A 20,319-nucleotide genomic window follows, 5' to 3' on the forward strand; every position below is an offset into this window, starting at 1 on the left:
AGCATGCGCGGGTGACGACATTCGTGGTCCTCCTGCGCGGCATCAATGTCGGCGGCAAGAACAAGGTTCCGATGGCGCAGCTCAAGAAATGTCTCGAGGAGTGCGGGTTCCGCGACGTTTCCACCTTCATCGCCAGTGGAAACGTCATGCTGACGTCGGACCGGAGCCCGGACGAGACAGCGGCCCGGATCGAAGCCGCGCTCCCCGAACACTTCACGCTGGACAGCGAGATCGTCAAAGTCCTGGTCCTCCCGAGCGATCGGCTCCACGCGATCGTGCGGGACCGGCCGGAGGGCTTCGGCGATCAGCCGGACAAGTACCACAGCGACGCCATCTTCCTGATGGGCGTGGAGGCCGCCGAGGTGATGCCCATCTTCAATCCCCGCGAGGGCGTCGACAGGGTGTGGCCCGGCGATGGTGTCATCTATTCGCAGCGCCTCAGCGCCCAGCGCACCAAGAGCCGGCTGAGCGCGATGATGACGTCGCCCCTCTACAAGTCGATGACCATCCGAAGCTGGAAGACAACGGTCACGCTGTCCGAAATGCTCATCGCGAGAGAAGAGCGCGAGGACGCTTAGTGCCGGGTCAAGGCCACATCTGCTCCCAGTGGCGGTCGCCCCAGCCGTCCTGGTCGAGGAGGTAGCCCTCGAAGATTTCGGCTACCTCCTCGATGGAGTCGACTTCGCACCGGAAATGTAGGTCTTCGCTACCTTCGCGGCGTTCGACCAAGAACTTGCCGAGCGGGATGTTGTATCGGCCGCCGGCGGCTGCCTGGAGATAGTTCTCCCGGCTTCTGTCGAGGATCAGGTGATGGAGACCGTTGCCGAGGCGGGCAACCTCGGAGGCTACGTCGAGGGCTGACGGCTGGATGATCGGGCGGCCCGGCGACCGTTGCAGCTCGATGGTGGGTGCGCCGAGTCGGAACCCGGCAAGCGGCACCCGATACACGTCGGGCATCTCCCTCACCGGCATGCCTTCGAGGACGAAGCCGCACAGCGCCGCGAGCACGTCCTCGCCCAGATCCAGCGGATGGAACAGCAGCGGATAAGGCTCGTCGTCCTCGTCCTCGTCGTCGAGTGGGTGCTCGCCGGCCCAGTACGGCTGCTCGAACGACAGCCGGTCACCACGGTCCTCGACGATTCCCTGGCCGGGGCTCAGGCACAGCGCTCGTTCGAGCGATCCGTCCGCGGCCCAGACTGCGAAGCCGAGGAAGTCCGAGACGCTGTGCATCGAGTGCAGGATGACGCGTCGGCCCGCGCCCTCGGCCAGCCAACCGGGGCGGAGAAGAGCGGGCGGGATCTCGGCCAGCTCGGGAGAGCAGATCACTGTCAGACCGCGGAACACTCCGGCGTAGAGGAAGCCGTCCGGCGGGTTGCGGTTCTGGCCCAGGCTGCCGTCTTCGACGGTGACCAGTTCGAGCCCTGGGAGCAGCCTCGCCACCAGCGCTTCGGTCGCCGCGCGATCGAGCTCGACGGCATCTCGCAACGCCTGCGCCACCTCGCCGTCGGCGTACATCAGAAGCGCTGTCTTCGCACCCACGGGCGGAACGGTACGGCCTACTCACGGACCCGATCACGGCGGGACGGGGAGGGGTCAGCCCGTACCGGAAAATGGTTTTTGTCTATCAGCGGGCCGCGGGTTTGTGTCGTACCCGGGCCGTAGCGTGCCGGTCGTGACGATGATGGAGGATCGCCTGTACTTCTTCTCCGGGTCGGCTGACCTGCCGCCCGGGGAGGGGTGCACGAGCGGGTCGCCGATCCGGCCGGCTACGCGGCGCTGGCGGGGGTGCGGCATTGGCGGCGGATGTTGTCGAACTTCTGGCCCGCCGAGTTCAGGCTCGGCGAGCGCACCTACCGCACCGTTGAGCACGCGTTTCAGGCGGCGAAGATCGCGCTGGTGGATCCGGTGCTGGCGGAGCGGTTCGCGCTGGAGAGCGGGTCCGGCCTGTCGGCCGGCGACGGTGCCGCGGCGCGCAAGCAGCGCAAACTCGTGCTGCTGGACGACGTTCAGCTGCGCCGGTGGGACGAGCGTAAGAACGCGGTGATGCGCGACGCGATGTCGGCGAAGTTCGGGCGGCACGAGGAGCTGCGCGCGGTGCTGATGGCGACTCGGCCGGCGCAGTTGTGGCACGGCACCGGGCGTGGCCAGCCGCCCGCGCGGATTCACGACCTGGAGACGATCCGCGACGAGCTGCACCGGTGACCCGGCACCGTCCACAACGAGGACGGTCTCAGGCGGTGAAACCGCCGTCGACGTTTACGGTCGCGCCGGTGACGTATCGGGCTTCCGGGGACGCCAGGAAGGCGACCGCCGCCGCGATGTCGGACGGCTGCGCGTAATGGCCGAGGGCGGTGAAACCGTTGATGGTGGCGGCCATCGGGCCGCCGGCCGGGTTCAGGTCGGTGTCGGTCGGGCCCGGGTGGACCAGGTTGACCGTGATGGCGCGCGGGCCCAGCTCCCGGCCGAGGGCCTTGGTCAGGCCGATCAGGGCGGTCTTGCTCATCGAGTAGAGCGCGAAGCCCGGGAACGCGGCCCGCACCGCCACGTTGCTGCCGATGCTGATGATCCGGCCGCCGGCGGTCATGTGCCGGACGGCGGCCTGCGCCGCGACGAACGGCGCCCGCACGTTGACCGCCATGGTCTGCTCGAAATCGTCCGGGCCGACCTGCTCGATCGGGCCGACCGGGAACAGCGCGGCGTTGTTGACCAGAATGTCGAAACGGCCGAATGCGGCGGCCGTGCTGTGCACCGCGTCCACCACCGCGTCCGGGTCGGCGCTGTCGGCCTGGAAGGCGACGGCGCGCCGGCCCTTCCCCCGGATCTGTTCGACGATTTCGTCGGCCCGTGCCTTGTCCCGCTGAAAGGTGATCGCCACATCGGCGCCGTCCTCGGCGAGTCGCAGGGCGACGGCGGCGCCGATTCCGCGGCTGCCGCCGCTGACGAATGCCACCCGGTTTTCGATCGTGTCTCCCATGCCGGCAAGCCTGCCGAAGAACGGCGGCCCGGTCTGGCGGTGATCGGACCTGGCATTGCGCCGGGCATCAGCGCCGGAGGGTCCGGGAGGCGACCGCCGCGAGCAGGGCCAGCATCAGGATCACGAAGCCGGTCATCGCGGTGAGCACCGTGAACGCCTGGGTGGCCAGTCCGAGACCGATCACCGGGACGGTCAGGCCGAGGTACGCGATCAGGAACAGCCCGGCGAGCGACTCCCCGCGGCGGGCCGGGGCGGCGAGCGCGGTGACCGTGCCGACCGACGCCTTGAACAGGGTGCCCGCGCCGATCCCGGCGATCAGGCCGCCGGTCACGAAGATCGGGAGGCCGGCCAGGTACATCCCGGCGAGCAGGATCAGCACGCCGAGTCCCTGGGCGGCCAGGCCGAGGCTGAGCTTCGCGTGGGCGGTCAGCCGCCCGGTCAGCGCCTGCGCGGCCGCCGCCGCGCCGAAGACCGCGAAGACCAGGGCGCCGGCGACCAGGCGGGACGGGTGGTGCAGGGTGCCGGCGACGAACCCGGGCGCGACCGAGGTGAACAGGCCGAAGACGGCGAAGGCGGCGAAACCGGCGGCGAGGTAGCCGGCCACGGTGCGGTCGGCGCGGATCTTCTGGGGGCGGTAGGCCGGCGCGGCGGGGCGCTCGGCCACCGTCTCCGGGGTCAGGGCGACGGCGGCGAGGGCCAGCAGCAGGAGTGCGGCGAAGACCAGATACGGCGTACGCAAAGGGGTGTGGGCGAACGCGGCGATCCCGCCGGCGAGCAGCGATCCGAAGCCGAGCCCACCGGTGTTGGCCGCCGTGGAGACGATCTCGAAGCGTTGCCTCGAGGCGCCGGGGCGGTGGGCGGCGTGCAGGTCGTGCAGGTAGGCGGTCGCCGTCGCGGTGATCATGCCGACCCCGAGGCCGGTCAGGAAGCGGGCGGCCAGCAGCACCGGCAGCGACGTGCCGGTCAGGAAGAGCACGGCGGCGGCCAGTTCCAGGCCGAGCGCCGGGATCAGGATCCGCTTGCGGCCGGTCCGGTCGGAGACGTGGCCGGCGAGCAGCAGGCTGATCACGACACCGACGGCGTAGACCGCGAACACGATCGTTCCGGTGAACGTGGAGAACCCGTCCCGGGCCTGGTAGAGCGGGTAGAGCGGGGTCGGGACGGTGGAGAACGCCATCGCGATCAGGAACGCGGCGGCGATCAGCCAGAACCCGGCGCCGTGCCGGGTCCTGCCGGAGCGGGAGCCAGAAGAGTCATGCCGACAGCTTCCGCGCGTCCGAGCATCAACACCAACGATCATTTTTGAACAGCACCATCAAGATCTGTGATACTCGGGACCATGGAGTTGCGCCAGCTGGAGTACTTCGTCGCGGTCGCCGAGGAGCAGCACTTCTCCCGGGCCGCCGAGCGCCTGCACGTGGTCCAGTCCGCGGTCTCCGCCGCGATCAAGACGCTGGAGCGGGATCTCGGCGTCCCGTTGCTGGACCGCAACGCGAAGCGGGTGCTGCTCACCGACGCCGGCACCGCCCTGCTGCCGCGCGCCCGAGCGGCCCTGGACGCGGCCCGCGACGCCCGCGACGCGGTCGACGAGGTGCGCGGCGGGCTGCGCGGCACACTCCGGCTCGGCGTGCTCACCTCGATCCGGCTGCTCGACCTGCCCGCGCTGCTCGGTGAGTACCACCGCCGCCATCCGGGCGTGCTGCTGCGGACCAGCGCCGCGCCGTCCGGCTCGGCCGGCCTGGTCACCGAGCTGACCGAGCACCGCCTGGACCTGGCGTTCGTCTCGCTGCCCGGCCCGCCGCCGCCCGGGATCCGGCTGATCGACCTGGCGTCCGCCCCGCTCGACCTGGTGGTGCCGCCCGATCACCGGCTCGCCGGGCGGGACACCGTGCCGATCACCGAGCTGACCGATCTGGACTTCATCGACTCGCCGGTCGGTTTCGGCAACCGGGCGGTGGCCGACCGCGCGTTCGCCGCGGCCGGGGTCCGCCGCCGGGTCACCATCGAGATCAGCGACATCGGCACCGGCGCGGACTTCGTGCGGCACGGGCTCGGCGTGGCGCTGCTGCCCCGGTTCGTGCTCGACGGCGTCACCGGGGTCACCGCGCTGCCGGTGACCGGTGCGGACCTGCGCTGGCCGCTGTCGCTGGCGATGCCCGCCGACCGCAGGCCGGGCGCCGCCACCCGGGCCCTGATCAGCCTCGTGTCGGCGTAGGGGACCTTTCCCCACCCCACGGACGGCGGCCAGCAGGATCGATCCGGCCCGGCGTGCTGCCTAGCGTCATGGACATGCGAAAACATCGACGGATCATCGCAGCGTTCCTGCTCACGGCCGTCGCGGCGGCGGCCCTCGGCACGCCGGCTGTCGCGGCGCCACCCCCGGCCGGTCGCGGTGCGCTGCTCGCGCACCATCCGATCAGTTCCTTTCGGTACGACGTGAGCCTGCACCAACTCGTCTACCGCACCATCGACGAGCACGGTAGGCCGACGACGGCGAGTGGCCTGCTCGCCCTGCCCGTCGGCGGCGCCCGCCACCTCAAGACGGTCTCGTTCGGCCACGGCACCTCGGTGTACCGCGGCGACGCCCCATCGGTCGCCCAGGACGACCCCTTCCTCACCGGTCCCGCGGTCACCTTCGCCTCCGCCGGGTTCGCCGCGGTCGCCCCGGACTACCTGGGCCTGGGCGCCGGCACCGGCCCGCACCCGTGGATGGACGTGCCGACCGAGACCAGCGCCTCGCTCGACCTGCTCCGGGCCGCCCGCCGGTTCGCCGCCTCGCAGGGCCGGTCGCTGGACCGGGAGGTGTACGCCTCCGGGTTCTCGCAGGGGGCGTCGGCGGCGCTCGGCCTGGCCCGGGCGTTGCAGGACGGGGCGGACCCGTGGTTCCGGGTCGCGGCGGTCGCTCCGATCAGCGGGGCGTACGCGCTGCGGCGGGTGGAGATCCCGGCGGTGTTCACGCCCGAGGTGACGCCGCGGCTGGGCGCGGCGTACACGGCGTACCTGCTGACGGCGTACGACCGGTTGCATGACATCTACCGGGATCCGCGGGAGGTCTTCGCGCCGGGGTACACCGGGATGGGTGAGCTGTTCGACGCCAGTCACCCCGGTCAGGAGGTGCTGGCCGGGCTGCCGGAATCCGTGGACGGGCTGCTGACCGCGCGGGGGCGGGAGCTGCTGCGGCACCCGAACGCGCGGTTCGCGGCGGCGCTGCGGGAGGCGGACAGCGTCTGCGAGTGGGCCCCGGCGGTGCCGGCGCGGCTGTACTTCAGCCCGGGTGACGAGCAGGCGGTGAACGGGAACACGACGGCCTGTCAGGCGTCGTTCGCGGCTCGCGGTGTCCGGGTGCCGGCGGTCGACGTCGGGGTGGACCGGTCGTACAGCGGGATGGTCCACGAGGGGTCGCAGTTGCTGGCCGTGCCGCGGATCGCGGCCTGGTTCAGCAGTCTGGCCGGGTCACGCTGACCGATCGTCACCAACCGGCGGGCGGGACCGCCCGCCGGACTCCGTCGGCTACGATGACCGGCCTCGTGGCGATGCCCTCGGAGCGGGTCACGGGAATCAACACCCATCGGAAACTGGCAATCGGTAAAAATGTGAAACTCAAGGCATCACGGGGACCCTCGCGGATGAACGGCACCGAAGCGCTCGCCGGGTGGTCCCGGCCACGAGCTGTTCTGTGGGCCACCGCGGGCATCGCGGCCCTCGGTTTTCTCGTCACGCTGGAATGCGCCGCACGCCATTACGGCCTGCCGGGACCGGTCACCAATCAGGTGCGGGAATTCATCTTCGCCCCCAAGTCGGGCTTCCTGCTGTACGCCAGCATGGCCTTGGCAATGGTGACGCTGACCCGGCGAGAAAGGTTCGTCTCCGTCGGCGCGGCGATCGGTATCGATGCCGTCTTTCTGCTCGTCCGGTCGACCACCGACGCGAAACTCACCTTCGGGAACGGCGCGCTGTGGGTCATCGCGGCCCACGCGTTCCTCGCCGTGACGCGACGTACCGGCCGGGAACGCATCCTGCGGCTGAAGGGCATCGGGCTGGCGCTGCTGCTGGTGGCGGGCCGCAAGACCGGCGACACCTGGCTGCTCATCACGTCGAAGACCCGTCCTGCGGTCCTCGACCAGTACGTGGCGACCGCCGATCACGCGCTGGGCGACCCGTCCTGGGTGGCGGGCCGGATCGTCAGGGCCACCGGCACCGTCGGCGCACACGTCCTCGACTACGTCTACATACAGCTCGCGGTGGCCGCGGTTTTCGTCGCGTTCTACCAGCTGCGCAATGTGGCGGCCGACCGTGCGTTCCCGCGCCATCACCTGGTGCGCACCTTTCTTGTCATCGGACTTGTCGGCCCGGCCGTCTACATGCTGTTCCCGGTGGTCGGACCGGTTTTCGCCTACGGTTCGGACGGCGGGCACTGGGCGGTGGCCACCATCTGGCCGGACATGCCGCCGCCGATCGGCCCCCCGCGGTACCTGCCCTTCGACGAGCTCACTCCCCGCAACTGCATGCCCAGCCTGCACACCGCGTGGGCCACCGCGATCTTCATTCATTCTCGCCGGGGTCCCCGCGCGCTCCGGTGGGCCGGGACGTTCTGGTTGATCGCCACGCTCGGCGCGACGCTGGGGTTCGGCTATCACTACGGTGCGGACATCGTCGCCGGTGTGGTGTTCGCCCTCACCATCGAGGCTGCTCTGCGCTCGCAGGCACGAGGGTGGGACCGATCGGGAATGCGGACGGCCGTCCACGGTGCGGCCGTCTTCACCATGCTTCTGCTGGCATACCGGTTTCTGTCGCTACCGATGGCCGAGCAGCCATGGATCTTCGGACCGGTCATCATTCTGGTGATGGCTTCCGTCATTCACCGCTATGTACGGACCACTCGATCATGGGATCCGCCACCGACAGTGCCGCCTCGGATCCCAGAACCGCAACCGGAACTGGTCTGAGTCCCGGGCTCCAGCGGTGCCGGCAGCGACCCGCCGGCGTCAGTGAGCCGGTCACTGGTTTCTCAAGCCATATTCGGCCCGTCGTCGCACTCCGGGGTCGGCGTCGCTCAGGGCGGCCCGGCAACGCTCGCGGTGGCCGGGCGCTCCGAGCTGGCGGAGCAGTTCGAGCGAGATCTCACGGCGACACGGGCTCTCGGCATTCAGCCCCTGCCTGGCCAACTCGTCGACGGTGGCGGCCAGTTCGGGGGCCCGGCGGGACAGTGCTCGAAGACTTGCCATCGCGGCGCCCTGCACCGACGGATCGGCATCGGCCAGGCCGGCTACCAGCGCAGCCCACACGTCTTCGTCGATGATCGAGGCAGACCGCAGGCCGATGAGCGCGGCGCAACGCACCGGTGCTCGCGCATCATGTGACGCCGCGACAAGCGCCCGCACCGCGCGGCCGGAGTCGAGCCGGAGCACCGCCCGGACTGCCGCTTCCCGGACCACGTAGTCGTCGTCAGCGATCATCGCGGCGACGGTCGCGAAGGTCGTCCGCCTGCTGACGTGCGCGAGGCCGCGGACCGCTCCCCGTCGCAGCCTCACGTCGGCATCCTGTGCGGCCAGGACCAGGGCGTGAACGGTGGCCTCCTGCTCCGCGCTGCCGGGCGGCGATCGACGGGCGACCGTCCCGATCCCTCTGATCGCCCGGCATCGCTCGGGTGGGGTGGCGGAGGCGAACCGCCGCAGGAGGTCCGCGACCTCGTGACGGATCACGCTCAGGCGTCCGGCGCGGTGCCGGTGAGGACCATCAGGCTGGTCGACGGGTTGACGGTGACCAGGGCGAAGAGGCCGAGCAGGGCGGCTCGCTGGTCGGGGAGGCCATCGGCGTACCCCAAGAGGTTCTTGCCGGTGGTGCCGGCGGCGAAAGCGATCAGGTCGCCCAGGAAGCCGGTCAGGGCCGCCGGGTCGTCCGGGGCGCCGGAGACCAGCTCGACGTACTGGTGGGCGAGTTCCTCGTCGTCGGCGAGCAGGGCGCCGGCCGGGATGATCGTGCTCTCCAGGACGTAGCGGGAGTCGAGACGGGTCAGGGCGTCGTCGCCGAGCATGACCATCTCGGCCTGGTGGATCGAGCTGGTGCAGGTGGCGGCGGCGCTGCGGTCGACCTGGTCGGCCAGGGCGGCGCGCAGGACCCGGACCACGCCGGAGTTGTCCTGGCCGAGTTTGGCCCAGCCGAGGATCTGGCGGACCCGGTCGGAGCGCAGCGGGTCGTCCGGGGCCAGCTCGGCGCGGCGCAGGTGCACGTGGTCGGTCCGGGTGAGCGGGCAGTCGTCGCCGTCCACGGTCGAGTCCGACGCGTGCGCGGTGTGCGGCGGGAACATCAGGCCGAGCCCGTAGCACGCGATCCGTGGCGCGAGCGGGCCGGCGGTGGTGCACACGACGGTGTGGTACTCCGGGCGGACCCAGCCGGCGCTGGAGTTGCGCAGCGGGTAGGAGCGCAGCGGCCGGGCCTCGACCTCGAAGCCCCACCGCTCCAGGTCGTCCTGCTCGAGCGGGCCGGGCAGCCCGAACAGGCGGTGCGCCGGAAGGTCGGCCAGCCCGCGGGGAACGCCGGATGGGTAGATCAGGAGCTCGATCGAGGACATGGACTCCTCCTGACTGGGCGTGGCGAACTGATCGGCCGGCATCGCCGGTGACGCCTCCGGTCCCTCTTCCGGGCGAGGGAACTTGACCAACGGACACCCCCAGGCTCCGCGAACGCCATCGAGCCTGACAGATCGGCGGCGGCACCAACAGGGGGCGCGGCCGGATTTGGATCAGCCGGACGGCCGCTCGACCCGGGTGGGATCGCCGCGGACCAGGTCGTCGTGGATCCGCCACCGGGCGGTGATCACGTCCTGGCCTGCGGCGACATCGGACTGATGGAGGCGTTCGCGGATCAGGCTCAGGGCGATCCGCCGGTTCAGGGTGAACTGGCGCTCGGTGTCGACGACCACGACCGTGCCGGTCGGACGGTGAGTGGCGCGGACCGCAGTGCTGGCCTTGTTGCGGTGCTGGCCGCCGGGCCCGCCGGTGCGGACCGCGACGACGTCCACCTCGGACTCGTCGAACGCGGTCCGCGGGGCGCCGACCTGGCAGGGTTGGGCGGTGACGTACCAGTTCTTGCGGCCCGGGCCGGTCCGGTACGGACTCGGCGCCTGCCAGCACAGCGTCCCGGTCCAGGATGCCGCGAACCGGTCCGCGGCGTCGCCGGAGATCTTCAGCAGCACCGACCGGTATGTGCCGGGCCGCTCGCCCGCGACGGTCTCCACCCGCTCCACCACGACCCGGAGCGACCGGGCGTCGGATTCCAGGCGCCGCAGCAGCTGAGCCAGCGCCCAGGTGCACTCCTGCGGCCCCCTGCCCGCCGACATCAGCATGTACATGCTCATTGATTCGCTCGCAAGCTCGCTCACCGGCGCACCGTCTTGTAGGTCACGATCGGCACCGTGCTCACCACTTTCGTCGCGAGCCCGTGCTCGACCAGATCCCCGACGACCTGCTCGATCCGCTTGTACGCGGTCGGCGCCTCCTCGAACAGCAGTTGCCGGTCACCGCACACGACGAGCGAGCCGACCGGCGTACGCCGAAGCTCCTCGACCGTGTGCTTGGCCTTGCCCCGCCGCAGGGCATCGGCCCGGGACATCTTGCGTCCCGCGCCGTGCGCGACCGACCAGCCGGCGTCCGCCCCGGCGTGCCCGGCCACCAGGAACGACGGCGTGCCGCGCGTCCCGGCGATCAGCACGTCCCGCCCGTCCCCGTTGGCCGCGCCCTTGCGGTGCAGGTAGAGCCCGTCGCGCCGCTCCACCGAGTTGTGGCACTCGTCGACGAGCGGTGGTTCGCAGGAGGCGCCGAGCGCGTCGGCGACCCGGGCCGCCATCACCCGCCGGTTCAGCGATCCCCAGCGCACCGCGTCGTCGTGCGCGGCGAGGTAGGCCGCCGGGTCGGCGGCCGGTCCCGCGCCGTGCACCTCGGTGTGCGCGCGCAGGATCTGCTCGCCGAGCCCGCGCGAGCCGCTGTGCACGATCAGCACGAGGTCGCGGGCGGCGAGGCCGAGCCGGCCGGCGTGCTCAGAATCGAAAACGGTGTCGACTCGGGCCAATTCGACGAAGTGATTGCCGCGGCCGACGGTGCCAAGGCTGTCGGTCCAGCCGCCCGGCACGTCGGCCTCGTCGAAAAAAGCGGGGTCCGGCACGTCCAGGTCGGGGAACCGGGCGGCGAGCTTCTCCGGCACCACACGCTTGAGCTTGATCGGGAAGACCGCGATGCCGCAGCCGATGTCCGAGCCGACCAGGAACGGGTAGAGCACCGACGAGGTCATCGCGGCGCCGATCGGGGCGCCCTTGCCGGGGTGCAGGTCGGGCATGCCGGCGACGTGGTGCATGCCGGGCAGCGCGGCGACCTGGTGGCACTGATCGACGGCGCTGGACTCGATCCAGCTGGAGGGGGACGCGAAAATAGCAACGCTAGAAGACAAAACGGACACAACCATTCCAGGAAAGGGCGAGAAGTGGGCCTGGGAAGGTGCGTCAGTAAGTCATGCGCGACAGCTTTCCGGACCGTGCAAAGCCGGGCAACCGAATATCGTCGGGCGCATGGCTGACGTCTTTCAGGTACGCATCGGGGTCCGTGGCTACGAGCTGGACATCCAGGGCCACGTGAACCAGGCGGTCTACGTCCAGTACGGCGAGCACTCCCGCTGGCAGTGCTTCCACGCCGCCGGGATCGACGCGCACGTGCTGGTCGGCGCGGGTGTCGGGCCGGTCGTGCTGGAGACCACGATCCGCTACCTCAAGGAGCTGCGTGACGGCGACGAGGTGGACGTCACCACCGAGTTCGTCTGGGGCGAGGGCAAGACGTTCCGGGTCGAGCAGGACTACCTGCGCGCCGACGGGGTGCCGGTCGCGAAGCTGAGCAGCGTCTGCGGCATCCTCGACCGCCAGTCGCGCCGCCTGGTCGCCGACCCGGCCGCCCGGCTGCGCGAGATCGCCACCGATCCGGCGGTGCTCGGCCTGCTGGCATGATCAATACATGCCTCTGCTCGCCGCACTGCTCCAGGACGCCGACGTCGCCGACTTCGTGGTCACCCCGGATCAGCGGGTCAGCCGCCACGAGTTGCTGGGCCGGGCCGCGGCGCTCGCCGGGGAGCTGAGCGGCAAGCGGATCGTCGCGGTGAACGCGACGCCGGGCTTGGAGACGATCGTCGCGGTCACCGCCGCGCTGCTGGCCGGCGTGCCGATCGTCCCGATTCCGCCGGATGCCGGTGACGTCGAGCGGGCGCACATCCTCACCGACTCGGGCGCCGAGTTGATCAACGCTTCGTTGAGCAGGACCACAACCAGTGATGTGCCGCCGGAGCCGGACCCCGACCTGCCCGGTCTCATCCTGTACACCAGCGGCACGACCGGCGCCCCGAAAGGCGTCGTGCTCTCCCGCGCCGCCCTCGCCGCCGACCTGGACGCCCTGGCCGCCGCGTGGCAGTGGACCGCCGACGACACGCTCGTGCACGGCCTGCCCCTCTATCACGTGCACGGCCTGGTCCTCGGCGTGCTCGGCCCGCTGCGCATCGGTTCCCGGCTGCGGCACACGACAAAGCCAACCCCTTCGGCGTACGCCGAGACGCCCGGCTCCATGTACTTCGGCGTCCCGACGGTCTGGTCCCGGATCGCCGCCGCCCCGGCCGCCGCCCGCGCCCTGCGACCCGCGCGACTGCTGGTCTCGGGCAGCGCCCCGCTGCCGGTCCCGGTCTTCGACGCGCTCGCCGAGCTGACCGGCCAGGCCCCGGTCGAGCGCTACGGCATGACCGAAACCCTGATCACGGTCAGTGCCCGCGCCGACGGGGAACGCCGCGCCGGCCACGTCGGCCTGCCCCTGCGGGACGTGCACACCCGGCTGGTTGACGAGGCCGGCAACCCGCTGCCGGACGACGGGGTGAGCATCGGGCACCTCCAGGTCTGCGGCCCGACCCTGCTCGACGGCTACCTGCGCGGCGACGGGGTACGCCCGGCCGAGCTGGTCGACGGCTGGTTCCCGACCGGGGACGTGGCCACCATCGGCCCGGACGGCTGGCACCGGATCGTCGGCCGGGCCTCCACCGACCTGATCAAGAGCGGCGGGTACCGGATCGGCGCCGGCGAGGTGGAGGACGCGCTGCTGCTGCACCCGGCGGTGCACGAGGCCGCCGTGGTCGGCACCCCGCACCTGGATCTGGGCGAGCAGGTGACCGCGTTCGTGGTGGCCGACCCGGTCGCCCCGGAGGAGCTGATCGCGTTCGTGGCCGGGCGCCTGGCGGCGCACAAGCGGCCGCGAGCGGTCCACCTGGTGCCCAGTTTGCCGCGGAACGCGATGGGCAAGGTCCAGAAAAAGCAGCTCACCGCCGGTTAGCGTGGGGCATGTGAGTCTCACGGTCGACGAGTTCAGCGAGTGGAACCAGCAGCAGCTCAACCGGCACCCGGTGACCCGGCGGTCGCTGCTGCTGGCGGCTATGGCGGCGGGTCTGGGCGGCTGCGCCCACGACCAGTTCCACCTGGCCGCGCGGGCGTTCGCGGCCGGGGGCGGCACCAGCGGCGCGGCCGGCGTGGTGGTCTCCGGCAGACACCTGTCGTTCCTGCCGGGGGCCGGTGACATACCCCGCGACGCGATGGCGGTCACCGCGCAGCTGGTCAGCAAGACCGGGTCGCTGCCGGCCAAGCTGCGCGCCTTCGTCGACGTGGGTGACGCGCCCGGGGCGTACGGCACCCGGGTCGAGGCCGGGATCAAGCACCTGGTCGGGCAGTACGCCATCCCGGGCGGCCCGGCCGGCAGCCAGTTCTACGCCAAGGCCGCCATCAAGGGCCTCAAGCCGAACACGGTCTACCACTACCGGGTACGCCTGTCCGACGGCACGGTCAGCGGCGACGCGCATTTCACCACCGCGCCGGAGTCCGCGAAACCGTTCACGTTCACCGCGTTCGCCGACGTCGGCACCAACACGGCGCCCAAGGATCCGGCGTACGCCTGGACGAAGCCGCACGCCGGCTGGCCGAAGGGAATCTTCGACAACAACGCGTACGGGGCGGCCGACCCGATCGCCGGGAAGTACGCGACCGACAAGACGCCGGCCGCCACGATCACCAAGCTGATGGGCACCCAGCGGCCCGCGTTCACCCTGCTCGCCGGGGACATCTGTTACGCGAATCCGTCCGGGACCGGGCTGCCGGCCGACGACACCACCGCGCTGACCGGTAAGGCCCCGGCCGGGAAGAACCTGTTCAACCCGTACGTCTGGGATGTCTTCCTGAATCAGATCGAACCGCAGGCGGCCTTCACGCCGTGGATGTTCGCGACCGGCAACCACGACATGGAGCCGGTGTACGGCAACACGACCTACCTGGGCGGCAGCCCCACGCACGGGTACGGCGGGCACGTGCAGCGCCTGGACTTCCCGGCCACCGGCCCGAAGGGGTGCCCGTCGGTCTACCGCTTCGTCTACGGCAACGTCGGCGTCATCTCGCTGGACGCCAACGAGCTGTCCTGGGAGCTCCAGTCGAACACCGGGTACTCCGGCGGCGCGCAGCTCACCTGGCTGACCTCGACGCTCAAGGCCTGGCGGGCGGCCGGGTCGGGGGTGGACTTCATCGTGGCGTTCTTCCACCACTGCGCGTTCTCCACCGCGCACAACCACGCCTCGGACGGCGGGGTTCGGGCCGCGGTCGACCCGCTGTTCACGAAGTACCAGGTGGACCTGGCGGTGCAGGGGCACAACCACCTGTTCGAGCGGACCGACCCGATCCGCAACGGCAAGCGGACCAAGGCGGCCCCGGACGGCGCGACGGTGCATCCGGCGCGGGACGGGGTGACGTACGTCTGTGTCGGGTCCGGCGGCCGTCCGCGCTACCCGTTCCGCCCGGCGCCGGGCCCGGACGCGCCCGCCCCCGCTGGGGTCACCCCGAAGGGCGAGCGGAAGCTGCCCGAGGGTCAGCGCTATCGCGGGCACAAGCCGAGCGGCAAGGAGAACACCTCCTCGACGGTGGACAACAGCTACTTCTGGACCAAGGAGAAGGGCAAGCCGAAGAAGGGCAAGGGCGCGCCGACCGGGGCCCGGGTGCCCGAGTCGGTGGACTGGTCGCAGGTCCGCTACGACGGCTACGCGTTCATCGCGGTCGATGTCGCGCCGCCCGCAGCGACCGGCGGCAGCACCACGATGACGGTGCGTACGCTCGCGGATGCCCTGCCCGGAAGCGGTAAACCATACAGCGAGATCGATCGCATCGTGCTGACGCGCACCTCCGGGCTGACCATCGCCCAGTAGAACCACGGTCCACAGGGGACCGACAAGATCGCCCAACGTTGTTATCGTGATGCCCTCCGTTACCGGCAGACGGGACGCGATGGGATGGGCGGGACACGTGCTTTGGTGGTGACCTCGGCCGCGGTCGCGCTCACCGCGGGCGCGATGCTGCTCGAGACGCCCGGCGCGCTGCTCACCTCGATCGTCGCGGTGCTCGGCGCCGCCACGATCGGTTACCTCAGCCAGAGCGGGCCGGGCCGGTGGCGCCGCCCGGAGCCGACGCTCGCCACGACCGTCCCGGTCAGCCACACCGTCCGGATCCAGGACCACGACTACGTGACGCTCGCCGACGGTGACCGGCTCGCCGACGTGCCGGCCGGTGGGCACACCGTGCGGCTCGCGGTGACCGGGCTGTCGCCGGTCCCGGTGCTGCTCACCGGGCTGCGCGCCGAGGTGCTCAGCCGCTCCGGCGCGACCGGGGAGCTGTCCCGGCACGCGGCGGCCGCGCCGCCGGTGCGGCACTTCGAGGTGCGCCTCGACGAGCGGCCGCCGCGGGTGCGGGCGCTCGGCGAGACCGACTTCCCGGTCCGGCTGGACCACCACGAGACGGAGGTGTTCGACTTGGCGGTGCTGACCGACAGCGGCGACGTGCGGTGGCGGCTCTGGCTCGGCTGGTCGTGCGGGACACGGACCGGGGACGTCCGGGTCGACCTGGCCGGGCAGCCGTTCCGCACCGCCGCCCGGCACGGCATCCCAGGCTGATCGACATGGGCGGGCGGGGGCACACGTTCTGGTACAGCGCCGGGCTCCCCGCCGTCGCGGGCTCGGTGCTGCTGGCCGCCGGCCGGGTCACCGCCTGGCCGGCGTGGCTGGGCGTGGTCGCGGTGGCCGGTCTCTCCGGTGCCGTCGCGCTGCGCCGCCGGGCGCCGGCACAGCCGGACGAGCAGCCGCTGTACGTCATGCAGCGGCCGCTGCGGACCGTCGCCGCGCACGGCATCCCGGCGGACTCCGGGTACACGCTGCTGCTGACCAGCCGGACGCACGCCGCGGTGATCCTGGCGCCGGGCGGGGCGACCGGGCCGGAGGGGCGCTGGATCCCCGGCACCGGGCACAACCTGACGCTCACGGTGAGCGCGCCCGAGGCGGAGGCGGTCACCGTACGCTCGCTGGCCGCCACCGTGCTCGCCACCGCCCCGTTCCCCGGCCCGACCGGTCTGAGCGTGATCTCGCGCCGGATGCCCGACCTGGTGGCCGGCCCCGGCCTGCTCGAGTCGTTGCAGCGCTCGGTCGCCGCGTACCGTCCGCTGCCGATGCCGGACGCCGCGATCCTGCTCGACGACCAGCCCCCGGCCGTGGCCGCCCTCGGCGCCGCCGAGCGCCCGCCCCTGCTCGTCCCGGCGGCCGAGTCCCGCAGCGTGGCGTTCGCCCCGGTCACCGAGTGGCACGGCTGGCTGCGCTGGCGGCTGACCGCCGAGATCGACTGCGCGGGCCGGACCGACACCGTGCACTGGGACCTGGACGTCACCGCGGCCTGCGGCGGCCTCGGCGCCGCGGTCTACGAGCTGTTCCCCGACCACTGGGACCCGGCGAACGAGCATCCCGGCGCCGACGACTATCCGGAGATCGTCGACCTGGCCGGGCACGGTGTGCGGAGCGCCTCGGCCCGCCCGGCACCCGACCCGGAGCCGGCCGAGGCCGCCGAGCTGCGCGAGAAGGCGGAGGCCGAGCACGAGGCCGGGCAGGACGAGGCCGCCGCCGACCTGTGGCGGGCCGCGGCCGAGTCCGGCAGCGGACCGGCCGCGTACGCCCTCGGCGTCACCCTGCGCCGGGCCGGCGACCTGGACCGGGCCGCCGAATGGCTGCGCCGGGCCGCCCGCCGCCGGGTCCTCCCGGCCTGCAACGACCTGGGCGCGGTCGAGCTGGCCCGCGGGCACACCGACGCGGCCGAGGCCTGGTTCCGCCGGGCCATGGACGAGGGTGACTGGACCGCGGTGGTGAACCTGGCCGCCGTCGCCCAGCTGCGGGGCCGCGCCGACGAGGCCGAGCAGCTGCTGCGCCCGGCCCACCGGATGCACGCCGATCGGGCGCCGGACGCCCTCGCCCGGCTGCTGACCGGGCAGGGCCGGCTGGACGAGGCGGAGGAGCTGCTGGTCCGGGACGCCGAGGGGCCGGCGGTGACCGGGCCGATGCCGTCCGAGCCGCACTACGCCCGGCTGCTCCGGCTCGCCGAGTTCCTGGCCAACGTACGCCACGATCCGCGGGCCGCCGACGTGCTGCGCACCGCCCTGACCGAGCCTGACGTCCCGCGGGACGCGGCCGACCGGGCCCGCGCCGCGCTGAGCCACCTCGCGGATATTGGATCTTCCCAAGGCGGGGTGCGGATTCCTAGCGTGTGGCCATGACGCGCACGGCAGAGGTCAACGGGATCACGGTCAGCTTCGACGACGCCGGCATCGGCCCGGCCTTCGTCCTGGTCCACGGGCACCCGTTCGACCGCTCGATGTGGCGGCCGCAGGTGGCCTCGCTCACCGCCGCCGGCTACCGGGTGATCACCGCCGACCTGCGCGGCTACGGGCGGTCCACGGTGGTGCCCGGGCTGACCACTCTGGAGACGTTCGCCCGGGACACCTTCGCCCTGGTCGACCACCTGGCCATCGACGACGAGGTGGTGCTGGCCGGCCTGTCGATGGGCGGGCAGATCGCGATGGAGTGCTACCGCCTCTTCCCGGACCGCATCTGCGGCCTGGTGCTGGCCGACACGTTCCCGCAGGGCGAGACCCCGGAGGGCCACGCCCACCGCAACCGGGTCGCCGACCAGCTGCTGGCCGAGGGCATGACCGGTTACGTCACCGAGAACCTGTCGAAGATGCTCGCCGCCTACAACGTCGAGGCGATGCCGGACGTGGCCGCGCACGTGCGCACCATGATGCTCAACGCCCCGCCGGCCGGCGCCGCGGCGGCCCTGCGCGGCCGCGCCGAACGCCAGGACTACCAGGAGCTGCTGACCAAGGTGTCGGTGCCGACACTGGTGGTGGTCGGCCGCGACGACGAGTTCACCCCGGTCGCCGACGCGGAGCTGATGCACCGCCTGATCCCGGACTCGACGCTCGCGGTGATCGACGGCGCGGGCCACCTGCCGAACCTGGAGCAGCCGGCCGCCTTCAACGCCGCCCTCCACGCCTTCCTCGACCAGTAGTCCCTCCGGGGCCGCCTGCCGGCCTGCTAGCCACCCGATGGCCCGGCCCCACCTCTATCGAGACGACTGCCTTACCCGGGCGAGGGCCGTCGGTAGATTTGCCGGCGTGGATCAGAAGGTGTTCACGGAACGGCTTCTGCGGGCGGCGGAGCGTGCCCGGGAATTCGGGCTGCGCCATGCCCTTGAGGAACTGCCGGACGAGCTGCGGTTCCGGATCCGGCTCAACCAGTCCTACGACGGGAACGAGCCCCAGCCCGGGGAGCGCCGCTACCCGGCGGACAGCTCGCCGGAGCGGGCCGCCGAGCTGCGCCGCTGCGACCTGGCGACGGCGGTCGCGGCCCTGTGGCGGGACGGCGCGGTGCCCGAGTGGATCGACCTCAGGGTCCACTCCGCCACCGAGGACACCACGCTGATCGAGGCGGCGTGCTGCGGCCGGTTCACCACCGACGAGGAGCGGCTCTACCACGCGCAGGGAGGATATCCACCGTTCCAGGCGGTCGGTCCCACCCTGCCGGTGCACTGGGACGGGGCGTCCCGATTCAGCCTCTACACCAACGCCGAGGTCTGGGATGACGAGGATCTCGCCCAGCTCGGCGGCGCCGCCGAGCACGTCTGGTCGCTCGCCCTGCCCGCTGACCGGGCCGACGACGTGCCCGCCCTGCCGAACGTCGAGATCATCGAACACGTCACACCCGGCGGGTCGGACTACACCCGCTTCCCACGACTCCGGCACCTGCGCCTGCGCTTGACCGGCGGCGGCGACGTCCAGCTCGGCGGGCCGTTGCCCGAGTTGCGCGGGCTCACCATCACCGGCCTGCCGGACCATTCCTGGCCGCAGGCCGAGGTGGTCGCCCAGGCGCCCGGCGTCGAGGCGATCTCGCTGCGCGGCCGCGGCGTCCTGTGGCTCGACGGCGCCTGGCCGCCCGGACTGCGCCGGCTCACGCTGGGCGGGACGCGGACCACCGGCCCCGCCCGGCTGCCGGACCGGCTCGGCATGCTGGTGCTGAACCTGCCCGAGGCCGGTGACGACGAGATCACGGCGCTGCTGGACGGTGTCGACCGGCTCGGAAACCTGACGCTGCGCGGCACCCGGGTCACCGACGCGCTGCTACCTCTACTGCTCGACCGATACCCGCGGACCCACCTCGACCTGGTCGACACCCGGATCAGCCCGGCCGGCCTGGACCGCCTCCGCGCCGCCGGTCCCGCACGAGGCATCCTTCCCCGGCTTCCGCAGGAACACCTCGGCACCGAGGATCCCTCCGCCGAGGTGTATCTCCGGGCGGCGCGAGAGATCCGCCGGTCGCCGCGGGAGCGCTGAATTGTCGTCCCGGCTGCCGCGGGCGGCTACTTGCGGGTAAGGTTCCGCGATCGTGAGTGATGTTTCCGTGCAGCCGGGCGAACCGGCCGAGAAGCCCGCGCCGAAGAAGGCACCGTCCGGGCGCTTCCTGGCGCCGGAGCCCGCGCCGCAACCGGCCCGCGGCTGGCTGCTGCCGGCCCTGATCGCGCTGGTCATCGGGGCGGGCGCGACCTTCGGCGGGCTGTGGCTGGCCGGCTGGCGCAAGGCGCCCGAGCACCAGTACAACGTGCTGGTGGTCCTGAAGCTGACCGCTACCCAGGAGCAGAAGGACGCCGCGCAGGCCACCCTGACCGGCCTCCCCGGCCGCACCAGCGACGTCGTGCTGGTCAGCAAGGCCGAGTCGTACGCGAACGCGCAGAAGGTCTACGCCGGCACCGAGGAGCTCAAGAAGCTCACCGAGGCGACCACCCCGGAGTCGTTCAAGGTGAACAGCACCGCGGTGAGCTTCGACTGCGCCCCGCTCCTGCCGCTGGCGGAGAACAAGGGCGTCTCCAGCCTGAGCGTCGTCCAGCTCAAGACCGATGACGAGCCCGCGGCGAAGCTCACCTGCTGAGC

At 72.0% G+C, this 20,319-nt stretch carries 20 protein-coding genes; 13 read left to right on the forward strand and 7 right to left on the reverse strand.

Annotated features, from left to right (window positions below; genetic code table 11):
- Window positions 1–11 precede the first annotated feature (11 nt).
- On the forward strand, window positions 12–578 hold the full coding sequence (locus Aiant_RS09680; RefSeq protein WP_189336642.1) for a DUF1697 domain-containing protein: 567 nt from the start codon (window positions 12–14) through the stop codon (window positions 576–578).
- 7 nt (window positions 579–585) lie between these two features.
- Here Aiant_RS09680 and Aiant_RS09685 read toward each other — a convergent pair whose 3' ends face one another.
- A complete protein-coding gene (locus Aiant_RS09685) occupies window positions 586–1,539 on the reverse strand; it encodes a DUF6928 family protein (RefSeq protein ID WP_189336641.1) in 954 nt (317 codons plus the stop codon).
- Between the two features lie 198 nt (window positions 1,540–1,737).
- On the opposite strand from Aiant_RS09685, the gene Aiant_RS09690 reads away from it, so the two are divergent.
- Window positions 1,738–2,202, forward strand: a complete 465-nt coding sequence (locus Aiant_RS09690) for an NADAR family protein (RefSeq protein ID WP_189336640.1) — start codon at window positions 1,738–1,740, stop codon at window positions 2,200–2,202.
- Window positions 2,203–2,230: 28 nt separating this feature from the next.
- On the opposite strand, the gene Aiant_RS09695 is transcribed toward Aiant_RS09690, so the two are convergent.
- Entirely contained in the window at window positions 2,231–2,974 is a 744-nt protein-coding gene (locus Aiant_RS09695; protein WP_189336639.1) for a 3-oxoacyl-ACP reductase family protein, read from the reverse strand.
- 67 nt (window positions 2,975–3,041) lie between these two features.
- Window positions 3,042–4,151, reverse strand: a complete 1,110-nt coding sequence (locus Aiant_RS09700; RefSeq protein ID WP_229831455.1) for an MFS transporter — start codon at window positions 4,149–4,151, stop codon at window positions 3,042–3,044.
- Between the two features lie 162 nt (window positions 4,152–4,313).
- Between Aiant_RS09700 and Aiant_RS09705 the strand changes: the two genes are divergently transcribed.
- The 3 genes from Aiant_RS09705 to Aiant_RS09715 all read left to right on the forward strand — a co-directional run bounded on the left by Aiant_RS09705 (window position 4,314) and on the right by Aiant_RS09715 (window position 7,920).
- On the forward strand, window positions 4,314–5,189 hold the full coding sequence (locus Aiant_RS09705; RefSeq protein ID WP_189336637.1) for a LysR family transcriptional regulator: 876 nt from the start codon (window positions 4,314–4,316) through the stop codon (window positions 5,187–5,189).
- Window positions 5,190–5,263: 74 nt separating this feature from the next.
- The gene (locus Aiant_RS09710; RefSeq protein ID WP_189336636.1) at window positions 5,264–6,436 is read left to right on the forward strand and encodes an alpha/beta hydrolase family protein; all 1,173 of its coding nucleotides are present in this window, start codon (window positions 5,264–5,266) and stop codon (window positions 6,434–6,436) included.
- 53 nt (window positions 6,437–6,489) lie between these two features.
- Entirely contained in the window at window positions 6,490–7,920 is a 1,431-nt protein-coding gene (locus tag Aiant_RS09715; protein WP_229831454.1) for a phosphatase PAP2 family protein, read from the forward strand.
- A gap of 51 nt (window positions 7,921–7,971) precedes the next feature.
- Here the strand turns inward: Aiant_RS09715 and Aiant_RS09720 are convergent, their stop codons facing one another.
- From Aiant_RS09720 to Aiant_RS09735, 4 genes are all read right to left on the reverse strand, one after another.
- Window positions 7,972–8,676, reverse strand: coding sequence for a HEAT repeat domain-containing protein (locus Aiant_RS09720; protein WP_189336635.1), 705 nt, complete (start codon window positions 8,674–8,676; stop codon window positions 7,972–7,974).
- A 2-nt stretch (window positions 8,677–8,678) separates the two neighbouring features.
- A complete protein-coding gene (locus Aiant_RS09725) occupies window positions 8,679–9,545 on the reverse strand; it encodes a hypothetical protein (protein WP_189336634.1) in 867 nt (288 codons plus the stop codon).
- A 171-nt stretch (window positions 9,546–9,716) separates the two neighbouring features.
- Window positions 9,717–10,331, reverse strand: coding sequence for a peptide chain release factor H (prfH, locus tag Aiant_RS09730; RefSeq protein WP_189336674.1), 615 nt, complete (start codon window positions 10,329–10,331; stop codon window positions 9,717–9,719).
- Window positions 10,332–10,351: 20 nt separating this feature from the next.
- On the reverse strand, window positions 10,352–11,431 hold the full coding sequence (locus Aiant_RS09735) for an RNA ligase RtcB family protein (RefSeq protein WP_189336633.1): 1,080 nt from the start codon (window positions 11,429–11,431) through the stop codon (window positions 10,352–10,354).
- A gap of 103 nt (window positions 11,432–11,534) precedes the next feature.
- Between Aiant_RS09735 and Aiant_RS09740 the strand changes: the two genes are divergently transcribed.
- From Aiant_RS09740 to Aiant_RS09775, 8 genes are all read left to right on the forward strand, one after another.
- A complete protein-coding gene (locus Aiant_RS09740; protein WP_189336632.1) occupies window positions 11,535–11,963 on the forward strand; it encodes an acyl-CoA thioesterase in 429 nt (142 codons plus the stop codon).
- Window positions 11,964–11,970: 7 nt separating this feature from the next.
- Complete coding sequence (locus Aiant_RS09745) at window positions 11,971–13,323, forward strand: AMP-binding protein (protein WP_189336631.1); 1,353 nt, start codon at window positions 11,971–11,973, stop codon at window positions 13,321–13,323.
- A 10-nt stretch (window positions 13,324–13,333) separates the two neighbouring features.
- The gene (locus tag Aiant_RS09750; RefSeq protein ID WP_189336630.1) at window positions 13,334–15,229 is read left to right on the forward strand and encodes a purple acid phosphatase family protein; all 1,896 of its coding nucleotides are present in this window, start codon (window positions 13,334–13,336) and stop codon (window positions 15,227–15,229) included.
- Window positions 15,230–15,313: 84 nt separating this feature from the next.
- Entirely contained in the window at window positions 15,314–15,970 is a 657-nt protein-coding gene (locus Aiant_RS09755; protein ID WP_189336629.1) for a hypothetical protein, read from the forward strand.
- Between the two features lie 5 nt (window positions 15,971–15,975).
- A complete protein-coding gene (locus Aiant_RS09760) occupies window positions 15,976–17,610 on the forward strand; it encodes a hypothetical protein (RefSeq protein ID WP_189336628.1) in 1,635 nt (544 codons plus the stop codon).
- Complete coding sequence (locus Aiant_RS09765; protein WP_189336627.1) at window positions 17,607–18,404, forward strand: alpha/beta fold hydrolase; 798 nt, start codon at window positions 17,607–17,609, stop codon at window positions 18,402–18,404. Before Aiant_RS09760 ends, Aiant_RS09765 begins: the two co-directional genes overlap by 4 nt.
- A gap of 106 nt (window positions 18,405–18,510) precedes the next feature.
- The gene (locus tag Aiant_RS09770; RefSeq protein WP_189336626.1) at window positions 18,511–19,725 is read left to right on the forward strand and encodes a hypothetical protein; all 1,215 of its coding nucleotides are present in this window, start codon (window positions 18,511–18,513) and stop codon (window positions 19,723–19,725) included.
- A gap of 52 nt (window positions 19,726–19,777) precedes the next feature.
- Entirely contained in the window at window positions 19,778–20,317 is a 540-nt protein-coding gene (locus Aiant_RS09775; protein ID WP_189336625.1) for a permease-like cell division protein FtsX, read from the forward strand.
- Window positions 20,318–20,319 lie beyond the last annotated feature (2 nt).

This window comes from Actinoplanes ianthinogenes (genome assembly GCF_018324205.1).
In the GTDB taxonomy this organism is placed as follows: Bacteria; Actinomycetota; Actinomycetes; order Mycobacteriales; family Micromonosporaceae; genus Actinoplanes; species Actinoplanes ianthinogenes.

Excerpts from the sequence above, each read along its gene's own strand:
- Aiant_RS09715 (WP_229831454.1), top strand. The coding sequence starts at position 6,490 with ATGACCGGCCTCGTGGCGATGCCCTCGGAGCGGGTCACGGGAATCAAC.
- prfH (WP_189336674.1), bottom strand. The coding sequence starts at position 10,331 with ATGAGCATGTACATGCTGATGTCGGCGGGCAGGGGGCCGCAGGAGTGC.
- Aiant_RS09740 (WP_189336632.1), top strand. The coding sequence starts at position 11,535 with ATGGCTGACGTCTTTCAGGTACGCATCGGGGTCCGTGGCTACGAGCTG.
- Aiant_RS09705 (WP_189336637.1), top strand. The coding sequence starts at position 4,314 with ATGGAGTTGCGCCAGCTGGAGTACTTCGTCGCGGTCGCCGAGGAGCAG.
- Aiant_RS09765 (WP_189336627.1), top strand. The coding sequence starts at position 17,607 with ATGACGCGCACGGCAGAGGTCAACGGGATCACGGTCAGCTTCGACGAC.
- Aiant_RS09700 (WP_229831455.1), bottom strand. The coding sequence starts at position 4,151 with ATGGCGTTCTCCACCGTCCCGACCCCGCTCTACCCGCTCTACCAGGCC.
- Aiant_RS09745 (WP_189336631.1), top strand. The coding sequence starts at position 11,971 with ATGCCTCTGCTCGCCGCACTGCTCCAGGACGCCGACGTCGCCGACTTC.
- Aiant_RS09735 (WP_189336633.1), bottom strand. The coding sequence starts at position 11,431 with ATGGTTGTGTCCGTTTTGTCTTCTAGCGTTGCTATTTTCGCGTCCCCC.
- Aiant_RS09725 (WP_189336634.1), bottom strand. The coding sequence starts at position 9,545 with ATGTCCTCGATCGAGCTCCTGATCTACCCATCCGGCGTTCCCCGCGGG.
- Aiant_RS09695 (WP_189336639.1), bottom strand. The coding sequence starts at position 2,974 with ATGGGAGACACGATCGAAAACCGGGTGGCATTCGTCAGCGGCGGCAGC.
- Aiant_RS09760 (WP_189336628.1), top strand. The coding sequence starts at position 15,976 with ATGGGCGGGCGGGGGCACACGTTCTGGTACAGCGCCGGGCTCCCCGCC.
- Aiant_RS09710 (WP_189336636.1), top strand. The coding sequence starts at position 5,264 with ATGCGAAAACATCGACGGATCATCGCAGCGTTCCTGCTCACGGCCGTC.
- Aiant_RS09755 (WP_189336629.1), top strand. The coding sequence starts at position 15,314 with ATGGGCGGGACACGTGCTTTGGTGGTGACCTCGGCCGCGGTCGCGCTC.